Annotated in this window: 19 protein-coding genes and 1 pseudogene; 4 read left to right on the top strand and 16 right to left on the bottom strand. The window is 35.1% G+C overall.

Annotated elements, in window-relative coordinates:
• Nucleotides 1-33: 33 nt before the first annotated feature.
• Nucleotides 34-657 carry an AAA family ATPase gene (locus ABWU47_RS03445; RefSeq protein WP_077188561.1) on the top strand — a complete coding sequence of 208 codons (624 nt, stop codon included), beginning with the start codon at nt 34-36 and terminating at the stop codon, nt 655-657.
• On the opposite strand, the gene tsaB is transcribed toward ABWU47_RS03445, so the two are convergent.
• The 3 genes from tsaB to ABWU47_RS03460 all read right to left on the bottom strand — a co-directional run bounded on the left by tsaB (nt 652) and on the right by ABWU47_RS03460 (nt 3,494).
• Entirely contained in the window at nt 652-1,236 is a 585-nt protein-coding gene (gene tsaB / locus ABWU47_RS03450; RefSeq protein WP_077188562.1) for a tRNA (adenosine(37)-N6)-threonylcarbamoyltransferase complex dimerization subunit type 1 TsaB, read from the bottom strand. The genes ABWU47_RS03445 and tsaB overlap by 6 nt on opposite strands.
• Nucleotides 1,236-2,366, bottom strand: a complete 1,131-nt coding sequence (locus ABWU47_RS03455; protein WP_049973631.1) for a cation:dicarboxylate symporter family transporter — start codon at nt 2,364-2,366, stop codon at nt 1,236-1,238. The genes tsaB and ABWU47_RS03455 overlap by 1 nt, the downstream gene beginning before the upstream one ends.
• 138 nt (nt 2,367-2,504) lie before the next feature.
• Entirely contained in the window at nt 2,505-3,494 is a 990-nt protein-coding gene (locus ABWU47_RS03460) for a ribonucleotide-diphosphate reductase subunit beta (protein WP_077188563.1), read from the bottom strand.
• Between the two features lie 131 nt (nt 3,495-3,625).
• On the opposite strand from ABWU47_RS03460, the gene ABWU47_RS03465 reads away from it, so the two are divergent.
• Entirely contained in the window at nt 3,626-3,964 is a 339-nt protein-coding gene (locus tag ABWU47_RS03465) for an outer membrane protein assembly factor BamE (RefSeq protein WP_006279908.1), read from the top strand.
• A gap of 184 nt (nt 3,965-4,148) precedes the next feature.
• Here the strand turns inward: ABWU47_RS03465 and ABWU47_RS03470 are convergent, their stop codons facing one another.
• Nucleotides 4,149-4,769, bottom strand: coding sequence for a hypothetical protein (locus ABWU47_RS03470; protein ID WP_006279909.1), 621 nt, complete (start codon nt 4,767-4,769; stop codon nt 4,149-4,151).
• Nucleotides 4,770-4,940: 171 nt separating this feature from the next.
• On the opposite strand from ABWU47_RS03470, the gene ABWU47_RS03475 reads away from it, so the two are divergent.
• Nucleotides 4,941-5,972, top strand: coding sequence for a YhcG family protein (locus tag ABWU47_RS03475; RefSeq protein ID WP_077188564.1), 1,032 nt, complete (start codon nt 4,941-4,943; stop codon nt 5,970-5,972).
• A gap of 207 nt (nt 5,973-6,179) precedes the next feature.
• Complete coding sequence (gene recO, locus ABWU47_RS03480; protein ID WP_065094880.1) at nt 6,180-6,902, top strand: DNA repair protein RecO; 723 nt, start codon at nt 6,180-6,182, stop codon at nt 6,900-6,902.
• A 144-nt stretch (nt 6,903-7,046) separates the two neighbouring features.
• Here the strand turns inward: recO and ABWU47_RS03485 are convergent, their stop codons facing one another.
• The 12 genes and pseudogenes from ABWU47_RS03485 to ABWU47_RS03540 form a co-directional block, all read right to left on the bottom strand.
• On the bottom strand, nt 7,047-8,429 hold the full coding sequence (locus ABWU47_RS03485; protein WP_077188565.1) for a PleD family two-component system response regulator: 1,383 nt from the start codon (nt 8,427-8,429) through the stop codon (nt 7,047-7,049).
• The gene (locus ABWU47_RS03490) at nt 8,401-8,697 is read right to left on the bottom strand and encodes a hypothetical protein (protein ID WP_038250226.1); all 297 of its coding nucleotides are present in this window, start codon (nt 8,695-8,697) and stop codon (nt 8,401-8,403) included. The genes ABWU47_RS03485 and ABWU47_RS03490 overlap by 29 nt, the downstream gene beginning before the upstream one ends.
• Before the next feature lie 4 nt (nt 8,698-8,701).
• Entirely contained in the window at nt 8,702-13,453 is a 4,752-nt protein-coding gene (locus ABWU47_RS03495) for an NAD-glutamate dehydrogenase (protein ID WP_077188567.1), read from the bottom strand.
• 26 nt (nt 13,454-13,479) lie between these two features.
• Nucleotides 13,480-16,155: an ATP-dependent Clp protease ATP-binding subunit gene (locus ABWU47_RS03500; RefSeq protein ID WP_082246123.1), complete on the bottom strand. Its 2,676-nt coding sequence runs from the start codon at nt 16,153-16,155 to the stop codon at nt 13,480-13,482.
• 132 nt (nt 16,156-16,287) lie between these two features.
• Nucleotides 16,288-17,299, bottom strand: a protein-coding gene (locus ABWU47_RS03505) for an IS630 family transposase (protein WP_410530061.1) whose coding sequence is annotated in 2 segments (ribosomal slippage) — nt 16,288-16,818 and nt 16,820-17,299 — 1,011 coding nt in all. Because the reading frame shifts where the segments join, the coding sequence is not laid out codon by codon here.
• 109 nt (nt 17,300-17,408) lie between these two features.
• Nucleotides 17,409-18,193 (bottom strand): IS5 family transposase gene (locus ABWU47_RS03510; protein ID WP_238513981.1). Its coding sequence is split into 2 segments (ribosomal slippage): nt 17,409-17,872 and nt 17,872-18,193, totalling 786 coding nucleotides; the frame shifts between segments, so codons are not numbered across the junction.
• A 956-nt stretch (nt 18,194-19,149) separates the two neighbouring features.
• Nucleotides 19,150-19,395 (bottom strand): annotated as a pseudogene (locus ABWU47_RS03515) (PD-(D/E)XK nuclease family transposase); the annotation flags it as partial.
• 62 nt (nt 19,396-19,457) lie between these two features.
• Nucleotides 19,458-21,287 carry a translational GTPase TypA gene (typA, locus tag ABWU47_RS03520; RefSeq protein WP_065094924.1) on the bottom strand — a complete coding sequence of 610 codons (1,830 nt, stop codon included), beginning with the start codon at nt 21,285-21,287 and terminating at the stop codon, nt 19,458-19,460.
• Between the two features lie 105 nt (nt 21,288-21,392).
• Complete coding sequence (gene pyrE, locus ABWU47_RS03525; RefSeq protein WP_006279657.1) at nt 21,393-21,989, bottom strand: orotate phosphoribosyltransferase; 597 nt, start codon at nt 21,987-21,989, stop codon at nt 21,393-21,395.
• A 3-nt stretch (nt 21,990-21,992) separates the two neighbouring features.
• Nucleotides 21,993-23,177, bottom strand: coding sequence for a dicarboxylate/amino acid:cation symporter (locus ABWU47_RS03530; RefSeq protein ID WP_010082165.1), 1,185 nt, complete (start codon nt 23,175-23,177; stop codon nt 21,993-21,995).
• Nucleotides 23,178-23,375: 198 nt separating this feature from the next.
• Nucleotides 23,376-24,701, bottom strand: a complete 1,326-nt coding sequence (locus ABWU47_RS03535) for a dihydroorotase (protein WP_077188568.1) — start codon at nt 24,699-24,701, stop codon at nt 23,376-23,378.
• Nucleotides 24,702-24,823: 122 nt separating this feature from the next.
• The gene (locus ABWU47_RS03540) at nt 24,824-26,065 is read right to left on the bottom strand and encodes a hypothetical protein (protein ID WP_006279654.1); all 1,242 of its coding nucleotides are present in this window, start codon (nt 26,063-26,065) and stop codon (nt 24,824-24,826) included.
• Nucleotides 26,066-26,130: the final 65 nt, after the last annotated feature.

A 26,130-nucleotide genomic window follows, 5' to 3' on the forward strand; every position in this document is an offset into this window, starting at 1 on the left:
ATTATAAATGTAAGTTTCAAGATTGAAAATAATATGGTAAATATTAACACAAAGAAACAGCCAGCAGGATTTTTCATATATCTCTCTGGTCTTTCGGGAAGTGGTAAACTTTCCACAGCAATAGAATTATCTAATATGATAAACGCATTAATTGTAAATAGTAAGTTCTATAACAATGTTCAAGCTTGCTCTATATACGATGGTGTCTTTGAACGTGATCAAATACCTAAAGAAGTTCAAGATAGAATATATGGCATTATGCAAATTATGCTTCAGGTAATAGAAAATTATCCGATTCACTCAAAAAATTACATATTTATTGATGAGTTGATGGAAAATAATGACCAGAACATGAGGATGTATGATTCAATAGTAAGGCTTAGTAAAAAAATGAACACAGAAATCCTTCCTGTGGTACTTAGGTGTGATCTACCGACATTACAAAAGCGTATTGCATTAAAAAGGCAAAGAAAAAATAGGAAGGTGATTAATCTAAATAGCATGATAGAGCAATGTAGGATTAACAATTTATTTACACCACCGAGTGCTATAGAGATAGAAAATTCAAATATGAGTATAAAAGAAGTAGCTCAAGAGATAGTAAACCAGATGCACAAGCTTAGCCAAATTGCGTGTATGCAAAAAAATAGTCTATAGCAATTTCATATACTGAGGCTCATTTAAATATAGAGCTTCAACTTCATTTAATTTTTGCTTGTTCTTTAGTCTATAATGAACTAATAGCCCTGCATGGCTAGCATTTAAATTGCAATCCATATGTGTACTGCTTGTAGCGTGACCAGGGTCACATGCTGCAGTTGGACCAGACAGCGGCAACAAATTGAAATCAAATAACTGTGTATAAAACCCTTGAGCATTTTTGATTATAGCTCTGATATTTTTTTTGCTATTTGCACAAAGCAAAGATATTGCGTAGGCTTGAACTTCCAGCGCACTAACCCCGTATAACGGCTTATTTGTAGCAAGATTTATACCTTGTGCAGCTGATATACCAACTCTAATTCCAGTGAAACTTCCTGGTCCAACTACTACCGCCAAATGATCTATTTTATCATAATTATAGTTGTGCTTATCAAATAAAGTACTTAGTATTTGAAAAAATGATTCTGCATGACTATTGCTGGTGGAATTGTGCTCTACAAAACAGTTACCATCATAATCAACTATTGCTATTGAACTACCAATACCTACAGTATCAATCGCTAAAATAGACATTACTTAAGCTTATCATAGAGTTTTGAAAATATCATAGTAAAGGCACCATTACCCATAACATTTGCTGAAGTGATTATTGGATCAAACACTATATACAATGCTGTGATTAACGAAAGCATTTCTGGAGAAAATTTGAGGTATTTCTCAAGAATAGGTAGCATTACCATAATTCCTCCTGCCGGCACTGCAACGATAGCAAACTTAAATAACAAAAAATAGAGAAGGAAAGTTACATAGTCTGTTGTGCACAATGAATAACCGGAGGCAATTATCATTGATAATATTATGATAAAAAAGCAATCACCTACTAAATGAAAGCTAGCAGTTATTGGCACAACAGACGATGCTATGTCAGGTTGCTTTACATTTTTTTTGCTTCCTTCAAGACTAAGAGGCATAGTTGCATTACTAGACATTGTGCTCATCGCAGTAATAAATGCCGGTATCATATTGCCTATACTAGCTATCCAGCTTGTGATCTTGAATGAATTTGCTGCTCCATATAAGAGGAAAACATAAAGGTAGGTTGCAGATGCTATAATAATGAAAATTATTGAGTAATCCTTAAATATTATAGATAAAACTTGATCATGCTGCATTTTTAAAGCAAGCCCAAGTACAAATATTGGAATAATCGGCGTCAAAAACGTCTTCAAAATAAAGAGAGTTAAATCTAACATTTTGTTCGAAAGCTCTTTGCTTTTCTTGGGTAGCAGTGTGGACACTACTATGCTGGACACAAATCCACAGGCAAGGGCATAAAAATTAGAAAGCAATGCAGGCAGCCTAAACGACCATAAGGGAACAATTGTTTCTTCATACGTTATATCTTGTATTGAATGAGTGTTTTGTATGATGAAATGCCCAACAGAATAAGCTATTAAACTTGAAGCCAGATTTGACAAGAAGATCATTATAATAAGTAACAATATGAACTTTATAGCTGACTGCTTAAGATTGTTAACACTGCTAAAGATTAACGCAAAAATAATAAAAGGCATTATAAATAGCAAAACCTCTTTTATACTCAGGCTCGTTGAGTACAAGAAGGTTTTTGCTTCCATTGGAACTAAATGACCAAAGAATGCAACTGAAGTGATGACCGTGAGTAAGATTAATAGTTGTAGCACGTTCTTATGTACCAATGTCCTATGGACATATATATGGTAAGTTAGTTGTTAAGTAAAGCAAAACTGTCTAAACTGCACAGCAAATGGTGTAATGAAAGTAGCTGACACTGGAATGACAAAGAAGAGTGAAATTAGCACTCACTTATTATTCGTGTCGTTTTCAGTAAAAGCCTCCTCCCATGTGCCTTGAGTTGCTGCACGGCTATACTCTGTTACTCTATTTTCAAAGAAATTCGTATGTTCCACGCCATTTAGTATTTCATCAAGCCACGGAATAGGATTATCATTAACATCATATATGGACTCAAGACCTAATTGCATTAACCGTCTGTTTGCTACGTAGCGTATGTAATTGCGCACTTCTTCTGCGGATAGTCCTTCAACGTCTCCGAAATCAAAAGCAAGCTTTATGAATTCATCCTCAAGTTCAACAATGGTGCGACATGCAGAATATAATTCCTCTTTAAACTCGTCGTCCCAAATTTCATTATTTTCTTTAATAAATGTATTAAACAACATGATAATTGAATTGGTGTGCAAAGTTTCATCACGGGCTGACCAGGCAATTATTTGTCCCATGCCTTTCATTTTTCCAAAGCGTTGAAAATTGAGCAAAATTGCAAATGATGCGAATAACTGCAACCCCTCGGTAAATGCACCAAACACCGCTAGAGTTTTAGCTACATGTTTTTTATCGTGTTTTTTGCTTTCCTCGAATTCTAACATGTATTCATACTTCTTTCTCATAGCATCATACTTTAAGAATGCTTGATACTCGCTTTCTGGCATGCCAATTGTGTCTAAAAGATAAGAATAAGCTGCAATGTGTATAGTTTCCATATTGGAAAAGCTTGCAAGCATCATGCATATTTCCGTTGGCTTAAATATATTTGAATAATGCCTCATGTAGCAGTTATTTACTTCAATGTCTGCCTGAGTAAAAAATCTAAAGATCTGGGTTAGTAGATTTTTTTCTACACTTGAAAGTTTAGTTTTCCAATCCTTTACGTCATCAGCAAGTGGAACTTCCTCAGGTATCCAATGGATTCTTTGTTGCTGCAGCCATGCATCATACGCCCAAGGGTAATTAAAAGGTTTGTATATTGGATCTGCTTCTAACAATGACATAAGACACCTATTATTTTCTAAAGTAAATATTATATTAAGTGATATTGAGAATCAGTCAATTTAACTTTTTTGAAATTTGACGGCAGATAATTTATTAGTGTATTATAGCTTCAAGTAATTTATCAACAGAAATGCGAGTATTAATATCTTTTATTTTATTATTTACAGTGAGCTGCACTCACACTATTCACAATCACGGAGCTCCTGGCATTAGTGTTGAATTGTGGAGCAAGATAAAAGTAGGTGACGATAAAGAAAAAGTGGTTCACACTTTAGGATCACCAACATTAGTATCAAAGTTCGATGACAATGTTTGGTACTATGTCTCATATAAAATTAAACAAGCCAACTTTTTAGGAAAAAGGAAGTATAGTAGTAAGTCTCTGCAAATTTCATTCGACCAGGACGGTAAAGTTGAAGATACAAAAGAAACTGACATCTTAGAGAGATCTTTGGCTGTTTCTGATTGAAAGTTTGCTAACTATGGAGTTTTTCTCACTCTTCTTTGCATCCAAGAACCGTATAACGTCATCCCAGTGTCAAGCACTGGGATGACACCATTTGTTGTAAACTCACTTTTACTCTATGGTTATACTACCTTGCTGCTATCCTGAACGGATACAGTGGGCTTATTAAATTATAGAATTACTTTAGCTATAGAATAAAGTCTAGTGTTACTTCACGCCAAATGTGGTGGTGCTGAGTAGGCAAGCCGGTTAATGGGCTACATTTATATACTGCACGCATTGCGTTATCTGCTATCGACCTGAAAAGTGGATTATTTCGATAGGAATCACTGTCTGCTACATCCGCCATAATTATCTCGCCTTGACTGGATAACAATAAGTTAATTTTTATATTAAAATTTTCTTTGTAAGCTATGCTTTCAGGAATGCTCCAGCATTTTGTGAGCTTGTCTCTTATAGAGTTAATAATTTCTGTTACAACTAATTCATCCTTTTTGCTCTCAACGCTTTTTTCGTTTCCTATTTCATTTTTTGCCCCTCTAACATCCCTTCTTAGTTTTTTCTCTACACTTTTTTTTCTTTTTGGAATTGGAATGAATTCTTTACCCTCGTTAATAATGACTTCTTCTTGCATTTCGATAATTTGCCTCGGTTGTGCTACAACAGTGTGCTCAACCAATTCTTTTTTCCTTTGTGGTATAGGAACAACTGACGTATCATTCGTTTGGGCTTTTGTTGAAGGTAACGAAAAAAGCAGAAAACAACATAAAGACAAAAAAAGAATATAATTAGAATAGAAAAAACGCATATGTTAAGCAGCTTGTTTTACTGGTTTAAAGCTAATATTGCACGTAAAGTCAATATATTTTAGTTGATGGACAACTTTGAAGTCAATAAGGAATCCCTTCAAAGTTGCAGGCAAGCGAAAGATTGTCTTCTCGACAGACAAAGAATTGTATAATGGATTAAAAGGGACCGTATGACAAAAATTATAGGAAAAGAATATACAGAACTTTTAGAGCAGTTGAAAGATCGTATTGCAACAAACCGTTATAAGGCAGCACTTGCAGTAAATAGTAAGCTTATTTTGCTTTACCACCATATTGGTACAGAGATCCTAAAACGCCAAAAAGAACATACCTGGGGAGCTAAGGTAATTGATCAATTAAGTAAGGATTTGAGAAGTACATTTCCAGAAATGAAAGGCTTTAGCACGAGAAATCTGAAGTATATGCGTAAGTTTGCCGAAGAATATCCTGATGTTGAATTTGTGCAGGAGCCTCTTGCACAATTAACTTGGTATCACAATATCACTCTTTTGGAAAAAATAGAAAGTCATGAAATAAGATTATTTTATGTAAAAAAAGCTATTGAACATGGCTGGTCACGTAACATTATGGTGATGCAGATAGAACTTGGACTACATAAACGTCAAGGAAAAGCAATAACTAATTTTAAAGAAAAATTACCATCTCCACAATCCGATCTAGCACATTACACATTAAAAGATCCGTATATTTTTGATTTTTTAAGTATAGGTAAGGATGCTCATGAAAGAGAAGTAGAAAAAGGACTCGTAGGGCATATGGAAAAATTTCTGTTAGAACTCGGTGAAGGATTTGCATTTGTTGGTAGACAATTTCATTTAGATGTTGGTAATAAAGACTTTTATATTGATTTATTATTCTATCATTTAAAGTTACGTTGCTTCGTAGTGATTGAACTAAAAGATAAGGATTTTAAGCCGGAATATGCTGGTAAAATGAATTTTTATCTTTCTGCAGTTGATGATTTACTGAAGCACTCGACAGATCAACCTTCTATAGGGTTAATCTTATGTAAATCTAAAGACGATGTACTTGCTAAATATACACTCAAAGACATAAATAAACCAATAGGATTAGCGGAATATCGAATAACTGAAAATCTACCAGAGAACATAAAAACAGCTTTACCGACGATAGAAGAATTAGAAGCTGAATTATCCAAAATTTCAGATAAGGAAAAGTAATGGTTACTAAAATCATTCAAACAATTATTTAGCAAACCAAAAACCAAAAGCTCAGCATGGAGGCTCAGGAAGAAGGGTGGCAGCCAATACCTTACTCTCTCATAGCCTTGAAACTTTGGAAGCAGACAGTAACGGAGTAAGTGATTTTTATGGATTACAAGCTCTAGGTGTACTATCCTATAATATCATACGGTCAATATACTCTAAATGAGATGGAAAGATGAAGGCATCATTATAGCTGCTAAAAAATACGGCGATAAAAACTTAATTCTCTCTCTGTTTACAAAAAATCATGGAAAGCGCAGGGGATTAACTAAGCTAACAAACAATAGCAATTATAAGTTTCAGATAAGTAATCTATTACATGCAGAATGGAGTGCTAAGTTACCTGAAAATCTAGGTTTTTTTAAGTGCGAATTAATCGAATCTCCATTCCATCATTTCTTTCAAGATAGGTTAAAAAGCATTACTATTGTTTCTTTCTCCTCTATTTTAGAAAAAGTGCTTCCAGAAAGTGAACCCTGTGCCATGCTGTATGACAATTTTCGATATTTCATCGATGTAATTAAACACAACAATCAGTCTTGGCAAAGCCATTATCTTAACTTAGAGCTTCTGCTTCTTACGCAATTGGGATTCAAGTTAGACTTATCCAAATGCGCTGTAACAGGTGTTAAGGAAAATCTGCAATTTATTTCTCCAAAAACTGGTAGAGCAGTGTCAAAAAAAGTAGGAGATTATTATGCAGATAAACTCCTACCTTTTCCACAAATGTTGCATGATGTATACAATAATACCCTACAAAACAGCTACTCATTCCAAGAATTTCAGTTAGGACTGAAAGTCACAGGATATTTTTTAAATAAGTATCTATTTTTGCAGTTAAACGTGAAATTTCCAGAGCTGAGAAACCTCATGTTGTCGCTTTAATCTTAGTTATCATTTTTTTGAAATCATTTCAGAAATCTATAGCTAACCCAAGCAACACGTCATACCGCGATTCATTCGCGGTATCTCAGCATAGATTCCGCTCACGAGTAGTGGAATGACGGTTGTCGGTAAACTTAAGCCACTTTAGCTATAGCCAGTAACCACTCTATTTCTACCACTGTTTTTTGCTTTATATAAATATCTGTCAGCACGTACTATAAATTTTTTAATATCATCAAAGTCAGATCCTTGCATTTCTGCAATTCCAATGCTCACAGTTACATTATGGGTTGTATTTTTATCCGCAAGTACAAAAGGTTCTTTAGCAATAATTTTTCGTATTCTCTCCGCAATAGTATACGCATCTGATACATTGGTATCTGGCATTACAACAACAAACTCCTCACCACCAAACCTAGCTAGTAAATCTGTCACTCTGATATTTTCAGAAATTCTTTTCTGTATTTGCTTTAAAAGTTCATCTCCAGCACTATGCCCAAAACTGTCATTCACTATCTTAAAATAGTCTATATCAAGTATCATAAGAGACAACCTTCTATCCTTTTCCACAGAGTCCTTAACAATGTTTCTTAAGTGTGCATCAAAATATCTTCTATTATAACAGTTAGTTAATGGGTCCTTTATAGACATTTCCGCATTATTAAATAAATTCATTCTCAAGGCATCTTGATATCTTTTGCGTTTTACTTGCGAATTAACCCTTGCTATTAGCTCACCCTCATCCAAAGGTACTGTTAAATAATCATTAGCACCTACATCAAGTGCTTTTACTAAATTGTTTTTATCATAATCCTCAGAAAGAATCAGAATTGGTGTATAACGTGTTTCCACCTTACTACGAAACTCAGAACACAAACGCAAGCCGTCAGTTTTTGAAAATTGCATATCAGAAATGATCAGGTCGTAACCATTCTCAATACCAACCTTCAATGCTTCCATTGGATCACTCAGTATTTTAATTGACCTAAAGCGTTGCTTTAATATATTATATATCTGCTCTGCTTGATGAACATCCTCATCTATAACAAGTATGTTAGCATCAAAAATCTGATTGGAATAATCCATAATACTGTTTCCTGCGACTCCACCAATCTCAGCGTTAGTTTCTCCTCTCAAACGCAATTCATCAATAATCATCTTTAAGCGTGTGAGAGACTTAATTCGTGCAGATAAAGCAGTTTCGTTTATTGGTTTAGTCAGAAAATCATCCGCGCCAGCATTAATACCTTGCACTCTATCATGAGTATCATGCAGCGCAGTTACCATAATTATTGGAATATGGGTTGTCAAGGGATCACTCTTTAGCTCCTTACAAACTTGAAAGCCATTCATCTTTGGCATCATGATATCAAGTAATATAATATCGGGCTGCTGCTTTGCTACTAAATCTATAGCTTCTTCACCATCATGAGCTACGATAACCGTATAGTACTCTGCTTTTAGTCGAGCTTCTAAAAGCTTGACATTAGATAGTACATCATCTACTACCAGAATCTTTGCTGTCATTATCTTTAGATGTATTATCTATATCATAAGTAGGATAAAGCTTACCATTTTTACCAATTATGTAATTTACTTTCTCAGCATTACATTCTTTATATAAGTCTTCAACTCCTGCGTCTTTCAATAACCTCCTAGCTTTTGATTTTATAATCATAAGATACTTATACACATTCCTAATAAGATCAATAAATACAGGCACCTTATTTTTATCAAGAACAATTATGCTCACTAAAGCCACAACTAAAATTTCTGAAAGACCTATATTGAACATTTTCCTATGAAGCAAGTACTTTAATCCTTCTGATTATAAATATTAATTTGCTTAAATCAAGTTTAGAAGCAACCATCTCATCTAAAAAACTATTATAACGTTCTATGTAGTCCTTATCATTACAAGCCCAGGTTTGAACCTTATCTTCAGGGTTATCAGTAGCTTTTATGACTTTAACAGCTAGCTTGTGATGGTAATTGCTTAAATCGTCCAATAAATCATTAACTAAGCTGCGATCCCAATAAGAAGAGCGGCTTTTCATCTTGATGGCAATTGTTCTAATCAGATCGAATCTTAACAGCGACTTTAACTCAAAGTATATTTTACCAGCATCAAGAATGGACAAAGATGTCTGTTCAGCAACAGATATAATGTCCAGTGCATAAGCAAGAACGCATAGATCAGCAACTTTTTTTGCTAGATCTTTATTTATATTAAGTTCTACTAAAGAAGTTGATCCATGGCTATAGATCTTTAATAGGTGTTCATCTAAAACATCAGTTAAGTTCTGGCCTAAAGTTTCAATTGCATCTTTAAATTTTGTAACATCATCCAATTCTACAAAGCTAAGCTTGCCAAGATTTTTCACTAGCCAAAATGATACTCTGCCAATAAATTTCTGCACGTTCCTCACTATTTGTAAGTATGAGTTAACATCAATTTTTCCATCCAATTCATCAATTTTCTGCCACAGGCTGTTTAAATCATACAGGTGGTTAACAACAATATATATGTTAACCGCTTCTTGTATCTTAATTCCAGTGTTCTCAGCCAAATTATTGATGAATATACAGCCCATTCTATTCACTACATCATTTGCAATGCAAGTAGAGATAATTTCTCTACGAAGTTGGTGTTTTAATATGAAATCCTTAAACTTTGTTACCATCTTTTTAGGAAAATAACCTAGCAAGTAGTCATGAGATATAAGATCTTTTTCAGACAGATCGGAATGTATAATTTCATTTTTTATTGCTGTTCTAGCATAAGACATTAGAACAGAGAGCTGAGGAGAACTGAAACCTTCTGCACCAGTTAACATCCTTGCTATCTCTTCTTCAGTTGGAAGAAATTCTACGCTTCGGTTTAACAGCCCAGATTTTTCTAAACTGAGCAGTAACCTGTGGTGCTGCTCCAATCTCTCTTTAGCTTGCAAACACTCAAGAAGTAATGCTTTTGTTTCAATTTTGTTGTGGTTCTCAAGCACTTTGGATGCAACTTCATCCACCATACTTGCCAGTATTTCATTCCTTTTTTCTAAAGAAATACCCCCTGCTTTCATAGCTGAAACAAATGCAATCTTAATGTTAACTTCAAGGTCCGAACATATCACTCCGGCTGAATTATCAACAAAATCTGCATTGATATATCCATCTTTTTCAGCATATTCTATTCTTCCAAGCTGTGTACAACCAAGATTTCCACCCTCTATAAACATAGAAGCTCTAATATCCTTACCATTTACTCTCAGCTCATCGTTTGCTTTGTCACCGACCATGCTATGATTTTCACTCTTTGCCTTAACAAACGTGCCAATTCCTCCATTCCATATGAAGTCCACTTTTGCTTTCAACAGATATCTAATCAAATCACTTGGAGGTAGCATATCTTCTGTTATATCAAAGCATTCTTTTATTTCTTGAGAAATGTTTACTTGCTTGCTGCTACGCTCAAATACTCCTCCACCCTTAGAAATCAAATCTTTATTATAATCCATCCAAGTTGAAAATGGTAACTCAAAGAGACGTTTACGCTCTGTGAAACTCTTTTCTGCATCAGGGTTTGGGTCAACAAAAACATGCATATGGTTAAATGCGCCGATTAAATGTATATTTTTTGAAAGCAGCATACCGTTTCCAAATAGATCGCCAGCCATATCTCCAATTCCAATAACAGTTGTATCCTGGTAAATATCCTTATTCATTTTCCAAAAATGCCTCTGTGCTGCAATCCATGCACCTCTGGCTGTAATACCCATTTTTTTGTGATCATAACCTGCTGATCCACCAGATGCAAATGCATCGCCAAGCCAAAAATTGTATTCAGAGGCTATCTGGTTGGCATAATCAGAAAATGAAGCAGTGCCTTTATCTGCTGCAACTACCAAGTATGGATCGTCTTCATCATACCTAATCACATTCTCTGGTGGAATTATTTCACCATCAACCACGTTATCAGTAATATCAAGCATTCCTCTAATAAAACTCTTATAGCACTCAACACTTTTCTCTCTTAAAATATTCTTATCTTTATAAGCTTGCTTTATTACAAATCCACCCTTTGCACCAACAGGGACAATAACCGCATTTTTTGTCATCTGAGCTTTCATGAGCCCCAAAACTTCAGTGCGAAAATCTTCCGTCCTATCCGACCACCTTAAGCCACCACGGGCTAATTTCCCTCCTCTTAGATGTATTCCCTCAAAAAGGTTTGAATAAATATACAATTCGCGATACGGACGAGGATCAGGCAAACCATTTATTTTACTTGAGTCAAATTTTGTAGATAAATATGGTTTATCGTCTTGATAATAACTGGTCCTTAAAATAGCCATTATCAAGTTAAATATCGAGCGTAAAACGTAATCATGTGAAACATTGCTGATCTCTTTTAGAAGTTCCTCAATTTTTTCTCTGACAATGTCCGTAGTTTCTGCTCTATCAATGTCTATGTTAGGATCAAATCTTGCATGAAATAGTTGTATCAAATACTTTACTACTTTTGGATACTCTGAGACTACCTTTTGGATATATTCTGGGTTGTAGTTAAATGACGTCTGCTTTAGGTAAGCACTTAACGCTCTAACCAGAAGCACTTCTTTCCACTTGAGCCCAGCAATAATGATCAAACTATTGAAATAGTCATTTTTAATTTCCTTGCTAAACACTTTCGCAAGTGTTATTTCAAATTGCTCTTTTAGAGTAATGTTGTCTATTAATTCATCGACTCTTGACAACACAAAATGGTGTATCCATATTCCGCCGTTAATTTCTATGTAATAGCCATTATGAGATAGAATCTTAGCTCCCAAATTCTTAGTAATTCTTAATATCTTCGATAATTCAAGACCTCCATTGCTCGAAGTGTAAACCTTTAATTGATAATTAAGATTGTCACGAGTAAGTCTTAAATCGACCTCGCTAACTCTTTTTTTCCTCACTATCTCCAATTTTTTCATATCGTAATATGCGTCATGAGGTTCGAAACTCTCTTGATAGCTTATTGGAAATGCCTTGCAATAACGGATGAATATATCCTCAACAGTGCTAAAAGTATTATATAAATTGTCTATAAAACGATCTTCCCATTTTTCCGTAATGTTCCTTAATTTGTTTTCGATACGCAAAACTTCATCATCAGGAACACTAGCGTTTTTAGCCTTTAGCACTACATGCAATTTCATCAAATCATATTCATTGATAATGTGATTGTTATAAATATCTGAACTTCCTGCACTTGTCTCATCCTTCAATATGTCACGTATCTTGAACATTAGCCTAGCGCTAGCATAACGCATCGGTATCAGCACTATGCAACTAATAAAATCCCCGACTCTTCTTAAAAATAATCTGACCCTTGGCCTAATCGCAAGAGACATGATCGAAATGCAAATTTTAAATAATTCGTCTTCATTTGATTGGAATAATTCATCACAAGAGAACACTTGCAAAATAGAAATCAAAGCTTTATTGTTGTGGCCCCCGGTTACAAATCCTGCATTTTTTTCTATAACTTTAACTTTATCTTTTATTATTGGAATAGTTCGAATATCTTGGACCTCCGCTACAGAAGTAAATAGCCCGAAAAAACGCCGTTCCTTTACTACATTACCCTGGTCATCAAATTCTTTTACTCCTATACAATTCATGTATGTACGCCGATGGACTATTGAGATTAGATCTGATCTCAATATGTATAGGGAATCAAGGTTTGCAGAAGGAATCAACGTACTTTGACCTACTCTCATCAGGCCAAGGTCCTTTTTGCCATCACAGACGAGTTTTTCATCTTTACCAGCAATATATTCTTGATAACCTAGAAATACAAAATTATTATTCTTTAACCAAACTAGAAAATCTTTTTGCTCTTGATTTCGGTCTGGTGTCATTCCAGTGCGTGACACTGGAATCCACGTGTCCTTTTCCTGGATCCCAGTATCAAGTACTGGGATGACAGAAAGACTTGCCTCATCAAGTTTCTTAAGCATTAAGTGCCAATCTTTCACAACACAATTAACTGCTTTCAGCGTTTTTTGTAGAGATTCTTTTAATGTATCAACAAAACTGTCACTTATACCTTTGATAATTACATATATAACTGACTCTTTTATTCCATTACTTTCTTCCAAAGGGTAAATCTCATCTATTAGGCCATCTTTTCTTTTAATGTTAATTATGCTGTTGCTGTAATAGCATATGGTTAAATCGTGCGACTTAATAGTTGCAATAACGGAGTCAACCAAAAATGGCATATCATCGTTTGTTATCTTAATCGTGGTAAAATCGCCTTCTATTCCTGGTATATCATCTATATTACTTACTACTAACTTACTTTCATCTTTCTCTTTTTGAGAAACAAAATTGTAAGCATCGTTTACAATATATAGCAAAAACTTATCATTGGCTTTTAGGTCGCTTTTATAAACAAAACTATAAAAATACTTAATAAATTTTTTAATTTTTTCTTTATCTTGCTGATTTTCTTGATCAGCTAACTTAAATAAAGACTCAGTGTCAACATTATGATCTATACACATTTTTTTAACAAAAATACACAGTGAACTTAAACCTTTTTAACTAAGATTTCATTATCAAGAGCGTACACTATTAGTTCATCATTTTCTACTACTTCCCCTGATAAAACTAATTTAGCTAAATTATTTTGAATACACTCTTGTATCACCCTTTTTAGGGGCCTTGCTCCATATTCAGGGTCATAGCCAGTTTGTGCTATTAGTTCTTTAGCTTCCTGCGACAAACTTATACTCAGTTTACGCTTAGCAAGTGTTTTTTGTAAATAAGAAAATTGAACATCTATAATTTTATAGATGTCATTTCTGGTTAAACTGTGAAATATAATAATTTCATCCAGTCTGTTTAAAAATTCTGGACGAAATGTTGATTTAACTATTTGCATCACTTCGCTTTTTACAGAGTTAGCAACTCCTCCTTCCGATGTCATTCCAGCGCGTGACGCTGGAATCCACTTTTTTTCCTGGATCCCAGTGTCAGCTACTTGGATGACAGAGGGCTTTTCAAGAGGGCTATTTTCTTTTGCTCCTTTAAGCATTATCTCAGCACCAAGGTTAGAAGTTAAAATCAGTATGGTATTGCGAAAATCAATTAATTTGCCATGACTATCAGTGAGTCTACCCTCATCCAAGATCTGTAGCAATAGGTTAAATATATCAGGATTTGCCTTTTCTATCTCATCAAATAAGATTACCTGATATGGTCTTCTCCTCACTGCTTCAGTTAATCTGCCACCTTGTTCATAGCCAACATACCCTGGAGGCGCGCCAATTAACTTTGAAACAGAATGTTTTTCCATATATTCTGACATATCAAAACGCAAAAGCGCTGATTGATCGTCAAACAGAAATTCAGCAAGGGCTTTTGCCAATTCTGTTTTTCCAACTCCGGTTGGACCCAAGAATAAGAATGAACCAAAAGGTCGATTAGTATCTTGCACACCAGAGCGAGAGCGCCTAACTGCATTACTTATCGCTTCTATTGCATCTTTCTGCCCTATTACTCTTCTTCCTATTTCATTCTCCATGTTGAGAAGTTTTTCCTTTTCGCTGTGCATCATGTTATCAACTGGAATTCCTGTCCACTTTGAAACAATGTTTGCAATATCATCTCCAGTCACTTCTTTCTTTAAGAAACTATCAGTAACCTTTTCCTGATTTTTTAATTCATTCTCAAGCTGAGGAATCACACCATACATCAGCTCTCCTGCTCTTCCCAAATTCCCACTACGCTGAACTAATTCCAACTCTTTTCTAGCGTTATCTAATTTTTCGGCTGTTTCTTGTATTCTAGCTATTTTATTCTTTTCCATCTGCCATTTGCTGTTCAAGTCAGCAAATTTACTGTTTAGATTTTCGATCTCTTCATTTATCTTTTTTAAACGCTGTTTAGAATTTTCATCACTTTCTTTTTTTAAAGCCTCTGCTTCAATCTTTAGCTGTATAACCTTTCTCTCAAGTTCATCAATAACTTCAGGCTTGCTATCCATTTCAATTCTCACCCTGCTTGCTGCTTCATCAATCAAATCAATTGCTTTATCAGGTAAAAACCTATCTGTTATATATCTATTGGACAACGTTGCAGCAGCAATTATTGCACCATCTGTAATTCTTATACCATGATGCACCTCATATCTTTCCTTCAAACCCCTGAGTATTGAAATGGTATCAGTTTCAGTTGGTTGAGAGATAAACACAGGCTGAAAACGCCTTGCAAGTGCAGGATCTTTTTCTATATGCTGACGATATTCATCTAAAGTTGTGGCTCCTATACAGCGAATTTCTCCACGCGCAAGAGCAGGCTTCAGCAGATTCGAGGCATCCATTGCACCACTTGTTGCTCCTGCTCCAACTAAAGTGTGCAATTCATCGATGAATAATATAATTTTTCCCTCTGCTCTCGAAATCTCATTAATCACTGCTTTTAACCTTTCCTCAAACTCTCCTCTAAACTTAGTGCCAGCAATTAGTGCTCCAAGATCCAAAGCTAAGACCTTTGCATCATGCAAACCAAGTGGCACATCGTTTGCAACAATTCTATTTGCAAGCCCCTCAACTATTGCAGTTTTTCCAACACCAGGTTCACCGATCAGCACTGGATTATTTTTTGTCCGCCTCAGTGATACCTGCATAGTTCTTCTGATCTCTTCATCACGACCAATTACAGGATCAAGCTTTCCTTGCATAGCAAGCTCTGTAACATCTTTTGTATATTTCTTTGCCGCGTTTAATTTTTCCTCACTGTTTGGCGAGTCCGCACTGCTGCCCTTTCTCATTTCTGCAATAACTGAGTTCAGTTTTTGTAGAGTCACACCATTCTCTGCCAGAATTTTGCCTACAGTATCATCTTTTTGTGCAGTGAGGCCCTGTAGTAAACGCTCAACAGCAACAAATGAATCTTTATTTCTTCTTGCAATACCAATTGAATCTTCAAAAACTTTTGCTATTTCTCTTGAAAGTTGAAGGCCACCACTTCCTGGACCTTCAATTACTGGCAACTTTTTTATTGCGCTATCCACAGCATCAGAAATACTTTGCACACTTCCACCACAAGCGTTTATCAAATCCTGAACTAAACCTGATTCATCTTCAAGCATCACTTTTAGTAAATGCTCAGGCATAAAAATCTGATGCCCAGCTCCCAACGCTTTCATTTGAGCACTTTGAATTAGACTTTTTGCTTTTTCGGTAAATTTATTTAAGTCCATAACACCAGTTAAATTCGTATTTGCTGATGTATATAACAACTGATTTCATAAATTTAAACCTAAAGTTGTTTATTGTTAGGTATGAAATTTAAAACTTTCTTAAAAAAGGAACTATCATAGTAATACCAATTCTCATTGTTGTCCAGTCAAATAGGAAACATTGCAGAGTTGTTTAATTGTGGAGCTGGCAAGAGAAGTAATAAATTTGCACAAAGCACCCTCAAGTAGAGCAATTGTATCGTATATTTTATTGCGCAAAATGTTCTGTTTTATATATAACCAAAGCCTCTCAACAGGATTTAGCTCAGGTGAGTATGGAGGTAGGTATATAATGTCGATATTTTTAGGTACCTTTAAATTTTTTGACCTATGCCAACTAGCACAGTCCATAACGAGAAAAGCCTCTCGTGTTTCTAGATATTGCGAAATTTGCTCAAGAAATATGTTCATGCAATCAGTGTTGACATTTGGTGCAAATAAGCTAGAACTCTCTCCATTTCTAGGATTAACTGCACTATAGAGATAGAAATTTTGCCTACCTAATTTTGTTTTAACCTGTGTTCTAATCCCCTTTTTAAACCACCCATGTCCAACTTTTGAATGTGTGCCAAACCGTGATTCATCAAAGAAAAATAGCTCTTTTTCTGGATACTTGCTAATAGCTCAATTGAGATTTTTTTTTGAATTCCTCTTGTTTGCTTTTATCTTGTCCATTATGAACTGGTCTTGGTGTAATATATGAGAATTTCATCTTTTGCATATGGCGGTGTACTGTAGATTTGCTGATATTTAATCCGAACTTTTCCTGGATTCTTATTCTCATTTCTTTAATGGTGATATTAGGATTTTCTTCTATCCACTCTTCAATTTGCTGTAGTTGAGCCTGATTTAATTTAGTTTTTCTACGACGTTGTGAAGGAGCAAACAGTTTTTCTTCTCTGCCAATTTTCAAGAGTTTTACCCACGAAGTTAGTGCGCTTCTTGAAATGCAATATATTTTTGCTACAGCCGTTATACTGTACTTTTTTGCTGCAATTACAGCATTTAGTTTTTTTGAAACATATGCATTATTCCTTACTTTCTTCAGCATTTCTTTTGCTGATTCTACTACTTTTTCATCCAATAATTTTGATCTTAATGCCATTTAAACCTCGCTATTTTACTTACTTCAGTATGGCTTTTCTTCCATCATTGTCCATCTGTTTGCCCTGTAATGGGAATTGGTATAAGAGGTTGTCCGGAAACAAGTAAATTCAAGCATATTCCCTCTTTAACATAACCCTACTCATAGCTAGGTATATGAAATTCTCAGTGGATGTTGTGAGTAAATCATACTCCTTCGATAGCCTTCTATTCCTATTAACCCAAGCAAAAGTCCTTTCTACAACCCATCTTCTTGGCTGTACTTTAAACCCTTGTTCTCTTGTTGGTAGTAGCTCAGGTGGCGTATCTTTGTGCACCCAAAATCTACATGGAGGCCTTGTAACAATTTCAATATCTATGTCATATTCTTCCTTTATGTGATTCTTTAAATTTCTTCCTTGGTATCCCATGTCAGCCCACATTTTTTTAACTTTAGTATATTTTGTTCTCATATTGTTTAATGCTATTTTAATACCATCTCTATCATTTTCGTTAGCAGCGCCTACGTAACAACCTAGTATAAAACCCTGAGTGTCTGTAATTATATGCCTTTTTCTACCCTTTACTTTTTTACTTCCATCATAGCCTTTGATCCCCCCTTTTCTGTAGTCTTTACAGATTGACTATCTACTATACAGGCACTCGGCTGCTCATTCCTTCCTATTTTTCTTCTACTATATTTTGTAATTTCATAATTCATTTTCTCAAAAATTCCCTGCTTCTTCCATTGCCTGAACTGCTCATACACAGTCTTCCATAGCGGAAAATCATTTGGTAAATACCGCCATTGACACCCTGTACGCAATACATAGAAAATTGCTTCTAATATTTCTCTTTTGCTATACTTTGGCGGCCTTCCTCCTTTCTTGTATGATACTCTGAAGTGTTTTTCTATTCTTGCCTATTCCCTTTCGCTTAGATCTGTTGGATACTTTTTTCTCATCTTTACCCCGTACTAAAATTTCAGATATTATAGCCTTTTACTTGTTTCCGGACAACCTCTAACCATACAAATATCTTGTATCTCAAGACCTTTGGTTTTTGTTGCTGAAAATGGTTGTATTATTTAAGTTATTAACAATATACAATACTAAGTTAATGTAATTTATTTGGAGATGACAGGAAAATTTATTGTAACTTTATATTCTAAATAGAATAAAGTTCTTTTGTTAGTATTGTCCTTTTTGTAAAAAATATTCCTAATTTCTTCATCATTTCTGTGGGTAAGGTCATCTGCTTCTCTACCTCAAGTGGTTAACAAAGTTTCTTGTCACGAGGGACCAAATGGAAATCTGCTCGTTTTCACGCGAATTAATGTTACAAATTCTATACATTTCGTTACAAAATGGCATTCGCTTTCTCCATTATCCTTTACCTGCATTTTCATCAGCGTTCCTTGCGGTTTGCTTGCCATATAGGCGGAAATACAGGCTTACCCTGTTCCTTCTGTCATACAACAGTGGGTTAGGTGACTTCTCTATACCGGTGATTTGCGTACATCCAGAAATGAAAAATGTCACATTACCTTTTGGTCGGAGCTTATCAGCATCTTTAGCTCTTTAATCGTTACGATACTTATGAAGCTTCACTTACGTTCACCATACCACTAAGCCTAGCTCTCCAACCACATGATGCTTGTAGTTTATGCTCCTTTCACGATTGAGCATCTTCTTTTTCAAGAGGAGGTTCATTGTCCGCATCGCTTGGCACCAACCGGTTACCCGATTCGCATTGATGCGTAGACTCAGATGGCAAAACATCTGGTTTAATAAGTTTTAGAACTCTTTTAGTTTCTTTCTGAAGGAATTCCTCTCCTTTTAAACAATATGACCGAAGACTTTCAGGTCGCACCATTTCAATAATTAGCTGGGTTCCAGCAGAATCAGTACAGAAAACATCAACAATACTTTGTTTTTTAGAGGCAATCTCAGCATCCATGATAGTGCTGAGAAATTCTATTTCTTCTATTTCATCTTTGCCAGCGAAGCCCAATATATCATTGAGAAAGTGAATGAGAATATCTTTATTTTTCTCAGTGCCAAATATTCTCTTGAACGCGAAATTGTTTTTTGGATCGAGAAATTTCGAAAAGGCCATAATTAAATACAATTAGGAGACGAATAATTATACACTATTTTTCGCAAATGTTCAACCTCTGATTACTCCTTATTCTTTGCCCTTCCTGCACGCTTACGTTCATTTGGATCAAGGAATTTCTTGCGTAAACGTATAGATTTTGGAGTTACTTCCACCAATTCATCATCATCTATATACGCTATCATATCCTCCAGTGTCATTATCTTTGGTGGAGTGAGCTTTATAGCTTCATCACTACCTGAAGCTCTTACGTTTGTTAATTGCTTACCCTTTAACACATTTATCTCCAAATCATTGTCACGGCTATGCTGGCCGACAACCATGCCACAATATACCTTATCCTGTGGCTTAATAAACATAATTCCCCTGTCTTGCAAATTGAAAATTGCATATGCCACAGCCTCACCCTTATCTGTAGAAATTAAAACTCCATTGCGCCTTCCAGAAATTGGACCTCTATGTGGAGCATAACTGTGAAATAAACGGTTAATTATGCCTGTGCCACGAGAATCAGTTAAAAACTCTCCTTGATAACCGATTAATCCTCTTGATGGCACTAAAAACGTTAATCTTGTCCTGCCATTACCAGAAGGTCTCATGTCAGTTACTTCACCTTTACGGAAGCTGAGTTTTTCCATGATGATTCCACTATATTCATCATCTACATCAATTACTACTTCCTCTATAGGTTCAAGTTTTTTGCCATCTTCTTCCTTAAATAGCACTCGAGGGCGTGATACCGAAAGCTCAAAACCTTCTCTCCTCATATTTTCAATTAACACCCCAAGCTGTAGCTCACCACGTCCACCTACTTCAAACGCTTCACCGCTTGGTGCTAAAGTCACAGTAATTGCAACATTTGTTTCTGCCTCCGCGTATAAGCGATCCTTTATAGCAGTTGAGGTAAGCTTTGTACCTTCTTGCCCAGCAAAAGGTGAATCATTAACACTCAGAGTAATCGCCATTGTCGGCGGATCAACTGGAGTTGAGCTTACTGCAGTTGTAACCTCTGGTGCTGCTATAGTGTCTGAAACTGAAGCTTCCTCAAGCCCTGCAATTGCAATTATGTCTCCTGCCACAGCTTGTTCTACTGGAATGCGTTTCAAGCCAGAAAATGAGAGCAACTTAGTTAATCTTCCTCGTTCAATTACTTTGCCATCGAGGTCAAGCACCTTAAGATCTGAATTGACTTTTGCAATGCCCTGATAAACCTTTCCTGTTAATATTCTGCCAAGAAACTTATCAGACTCAAGTAGAGTGACCAACATAGCAAAAGGTGCATTTTGATTATAAACAGAAGGTTTTATATAATCTATAACCGTTGAAAATAATGGGCTTAAATCTTTTCTTTCATCAGAAAGCTCCTTAGCACACCAGCCATTTCTACCTGAAGCATACAACACTGGAAAATCTAGCTGCTCGTTGGTTGCATCAAGGTTAAAAAATAACTCATATATTTCATTTAATACTTCATCAATTCTGCTGTCTGGTCGATCGACCTTATTGATTATCACAATTGGCTTCAAATTTGCTTTTAGTGCTTTTGAGAGCACAAATTTTGTTTGTGGCATGGGACCTTCTGCAGCATCAACCAGCAGCAACACGCCGTCTGCCATGCACAATACCCTTTCTACTTCTCCACCAAAGTCTGCGTGCCCTGGCGTATCAATAATATTGATTTTTTCATCACCCCACATTATTGATGTGCATTTTGCAAGTATTGTAATCCCGCGCTCACGTTCTTGGTCGCCACTATCCATCACTCGTTCTTGAACTTCTTGATTCTCGCGGAATGTGCCACTTTGTTTTAACATGTTATCAAGTAAAGTAGTTTTACCGTGGTCAACGTGTGCGATTATTGCTATATTTCGGATCGATTTAAATTCGTTCATTTTCTATCATTTCAAAATTAATTTAGTAATAAGTATACATAAAATACACTTGGAGTAAATAACTAAAGCTGTGTATAAATGCTGTGTTTCCAAGATATTATAGGATTACTTTGTTAAATATTCCCTACTCCCAGGTTTTGTTATGGGTAGTTGTTTTAATTCACTTGGAAGTTCTTCCTCGCTGTAGTTTTTGATGTTCAGTTCAATCAAAGATATGACAGGAAAAGGCAGTTTCGTTTCACTATTTCTCTTTATCAAAGAAGCTTCAGCAACAACTTTACCTCCTTCCCCTTCTGCACATTCCACTGCTTCAAGTGAAGATTTACCTGTGGTTATTACATCTTCAATGAGCAATATTTTCTCACCCTTTTTGATCTTAAATCCACGGCGTAATTCAAACTTACCATTAACGCGCTCGCAAAACATTGTCTTTATTCCAAGCTGCCTGCCAATCTCATAACCCACAATTATTCCACCAATTGCAGGAGATAATATTAAATCTATGGAGCTATTTAATTCTTTTTTTATTTTATCTGCTAATAATGCGCAAACTTTCATGGCTCTGCTTGGATTTTCAAAAATCTTCGCACACTGTATGTATGTGTCACTATGCAGCCCGGATGATAAAACAAAATGCCCATGCAAAATTGCTTCTGCTTCTTTAAATTCTTTTATTATTAGGTTATTTTCGTCTAATATCATTTTTTAAGTTTCACTATTACATTCTTTATTAATTATCTGAGTGATACAAACATCAGACCACACATTTATTGCAGTTTCAAACATATCGATGATTGTATAAATAGGCAAAATCAGTCCCATAATATGCAGAGGAACATTCATCGACATGAGATAACTGGTTGCCATAAAATAGCACCCCATCGGCACTCCAGCGTTACCAATTGCAGCCCCTGTAGCTAAAAAAATCCATATCAACATTTCGCTTAAGGAAAATACGTATCCGTTCATTTCTGCAACAAACATTACAGTGATTAGTATAAATGCAGCACATGCATTCATGTTAATTGTTGTGCATATTGGTAAAATAAAAGACGATAATTTCTTTGGCACCTTTAGCTTGTTCTGCACACATTCTATAGTTGTTGGCAATGTTGCACTGGATGATTTAGAAAAAAACGCAAGTGTGAGTGCTGGCATAACCCCTTTCAGCGTTTGAATTGGTGATATGCCTTTATACCACATAAATAGCGGTAAAATCAGAAATGCCTGCACAAAATTTGCAGACATTATGCAAACAAAATACCATAAAAGATTGTAGAACTCACTACCGCCTTTTAATTCATGCAAAAAACAAGTAATAAAAGACCAAACAGCAAGCGGAATAAATTTTAATAACCCTTGAGCAATTTTAAGTAGCGTATCAAAAAGTGCAGAGAATACTTGATATAATATATCCTGCTTTTCTTTTGAAAGTGAAACAATAGCTCCACCCATCAAAAAAGCGATTAATATGCTACCAATCATATTATTTTCAAGAAAAACTTGCACAAAATTAGAAGGAATGAGTGATTTTAAATATGAAAAATAACTGTGGTTATTGCTGTTAATACTCCCTATTGTATTACTTATGAAATTTTTTCTTGCTGGATCTATTAACAAATAAAACGATAATGCAACAAACGCAGCTATAATAGTTGTAAGCAGAGTATAAAATAGTGTTTTCTTAACTAAGACTTTGATTTCAATTGAGTCTTTGAGCCCGGAAATTGTGGAAACTATGGATAAAAAAACCAGAGGTAAGCTTATTAATTTGAGCAAGCTGATAAAGATATCACTAAATAGCTTTGCTATTTCAAATATGATTTCATTGTTTAGGTAGTAAGCAACTATTGCAAGCAGTATAGAAAAAAGTATTGCAAACTTGTGCATTGAAAATAAAACTTCAAAGTAACATTATACAATAATTTTGCTGTTTTGGAATCAGATTGATAGACAAAATAACTTTACAGATTAGGGAAAGATAAGAGGATGTGTTTATTCGGAGACAGTGTAAGATTTCTTAATTTAAATTTAGGTGCACTTAGCCCATTCTGGTGATAACAAATTGGAATAGATAAGATATGATAACTAACTCTTCTGCGAGTATATAGTTTTGCCGGACACAACAGTACGTACTACGTGTCCTTTTACTTTGCGACCATCGAAAGGAGAATTCTTTGATTTACTAGCAAAGTTGTCAGTTTTAATTTCCCATTCATGATTGAGGTCAACTAAAATTAAGTCTGCAGCAAGGTTTTTTTGTATACGACCACGTGGTATGTGTATTATATCTGCAGGCTTATATGTCAATTTTGCAAGCACATCAAGTAGACCCATTTGCCCACTGTGATAGAGTTCAAGTGAAAGGGGCAGCATTGTTTCAAGACCAACAATACCAAATGCAGCATTTTCAAGTGGTAGATCTTTAGAACTACGATCATGCGGAGCGTGATCAGTTGCAATGCAATCAATCACACCTGTCTTTAAACCTTCAACCATAGCTAAACGATCTTCTTCAGTGCGAAGCGGCGGATTCATTTTTGCAATTGCCCCATGTTGTTTTACTATATCTTCAGTCAAAGTGAAGTGATGAGGGGTTACTTCGCACGTAACATTTAATCCCAAATCTTTTGCACGTTTAATAGCATCAAGTGAATCTTTTGAAGAGACATGTAGAATATGGTAGTGCACATTTTCCATATCCTTCATTAGCAGTATATCACGATTTACCATAACCGATTCTGACGCACTCAAGATCCCCTTTACTCCCAATTCTTCAGAAATTTTACCTTCGTTGATTGCGCCACCAGCAGATAAATTTAAATCTTCTGCATGTTGAGCAATAGGGACATTCAGCATACTTGAATAAAGCAGTGCCTGTCTCATAATCATTGGGTTCATAACTGGCATGCCATCATCAGTGAACCCAACCGCACCTGCTTCCTTTAAAAGTGCCATTTCAGTCAACTTTTCTTCCGAAGTGGTGATTTTAGCGTAAAATTCAACGTTTACATGTGAAGTTTCAAGTGCTCTATATTTCAAATATTTAGCCAAAATAACGCTATCAATTGCTGGAACAGTGTTTGGCTGACAAACTACAGTTGTAACTCCCCCCGCAGCTGCAGATTTGCTGCCTGTATATATAGTTTCTTTATGTTCCTGGCCTGGTTCACGAAAATGTACGTGAATGTCAATAAGGCCTGGCATTAGAACAAGCCCTTTACAGTCTATTGTTTCATCAACTCCACTTGTTGAAAATAATGATTCACCAAAGTCAACAATTTTATCCCCTTCAGTCAATAATGAACCTTTTATATCAAGTTTAGTTTCCGGGTCGATAATACGAGCATTAGTATACGCAATTTTATAGCCTTCCTTTTGCCCTGTTTGCAACAAATCCCAAGTTTGAGTCATTATATTTGGGTATCGATTATAAAATAAATCTAAAGTTTTTTTAATAAAACACAACCAAATTAAAACACAGACTAAGAGCTGTCTTGAATTAAAGTGCTTTCATTATCCTAAAGATTTGGTTCTTATAACCTAGTTAGCTCAGTTTTAACGTTAATGTGTGAAGCTCTGAGTTCTGTTGAAGGATTTTCCAGCTGAATATCTAGCTCATTCTGTATGTTCGATAAACAAATTAAAGCTGAATCAAAAATTTCATCACACTGCTTTGCTTCATGTATATCATCAATTATTTCCTCGAATTCTTCCACATCATCCATTTCTTGCGGCGCACTTTTTAATATCGCTTTTATTTGGTTTAAGTTTTGACGAATTTTCTCCTGATATCCAACAATTCTCTCTTGATATATATCAATCATTTTTTGACATGCGTTGCCTCTAAATGGATGTTCTTTTTTCTCTTTTATGTAAGAATTTTGAAAGTCTTTACAGTTAAGGATTGCTTCTCTATGTTTTTTTATGTCATTAATTGCGCTGATTATCGACTTATCTATTTTCTTTAAATTTTCTTCCCGTTCTTCTCTTTTAATTATACTTTTGGATTCATTTTTTATCTGGTTCATTTTGTCATACAGGTTTCTGCATCCTTTGTAAGATGCCATTGGTTGTAACATTCCTTCTTTTACACCTTTATTGTAAAAATTCTTCAACTCATCACTTGATAGTATTGTTATAGCATCTTCCCTTTTACCTTGTGATTTAGGATACTTTTTATTCAATAAACTAACATGATTTAACAAGAAATCTCTAACTAGCCCTTCTTTTTTTACTTCGGATAATCTTTCTAGTGTTTCTATATATTTCAGAGTTTCCGCAAAGAGCTGTCCACCAGAGGGAGCAAATCCTTGAAGTGATTTACTCTGTGCTTTACAAAAATCGGTTTGTAAAAAATCTTCAGCTTGTTTTTTTATTACTGAAAGTTCATTAAAGGCTTTTTCTGGATTGATTTTTCTCAAAATACTAATAGCTTTTCTAATCGCTTTTTCTCTCTTTTTATTATCTTGCTTTTCATTTAATATGAGATGTTCAGTTTTGGTAAAAGCATTACCTTGATCACTCTTTGCAATGTTACAAACGATGTTTTTTACAACTTCTTCGGTTGCTGCATAATCTATTTCTTTTGCAAAGCAGTCAACAAATGATTGCCAAACTTTTTTATTAACAAGTTTACTTGTCTTATTTTCAAAATCTTCTATATCTTTGAATCCTAAAATAGTATAGAGATTTTTTTCGATTATTGGTTCGGCATGTTGTTTTGCCACTTTACCTTTTATATTGAATGGAAATTTACTAATCTTAGTTGTACCCACAATGTTACCTCAATATTAACGCTATCTATAAAAGTATAAAGATTTAATATTTAATTTTTAATTAA

This window comes from Wolbachia endosymbiont (group A) of Gastracanthus pulcherrimus (assembly GCF_964028265.1).
In the GTDB taxonomy this organism is placed as follows: Bacteria; Pseudomonadota; Alphaproteobacteria; order Rickettsiales; family Anaplasmataceae; genus Wolbachia; species Wolbachia pipientis.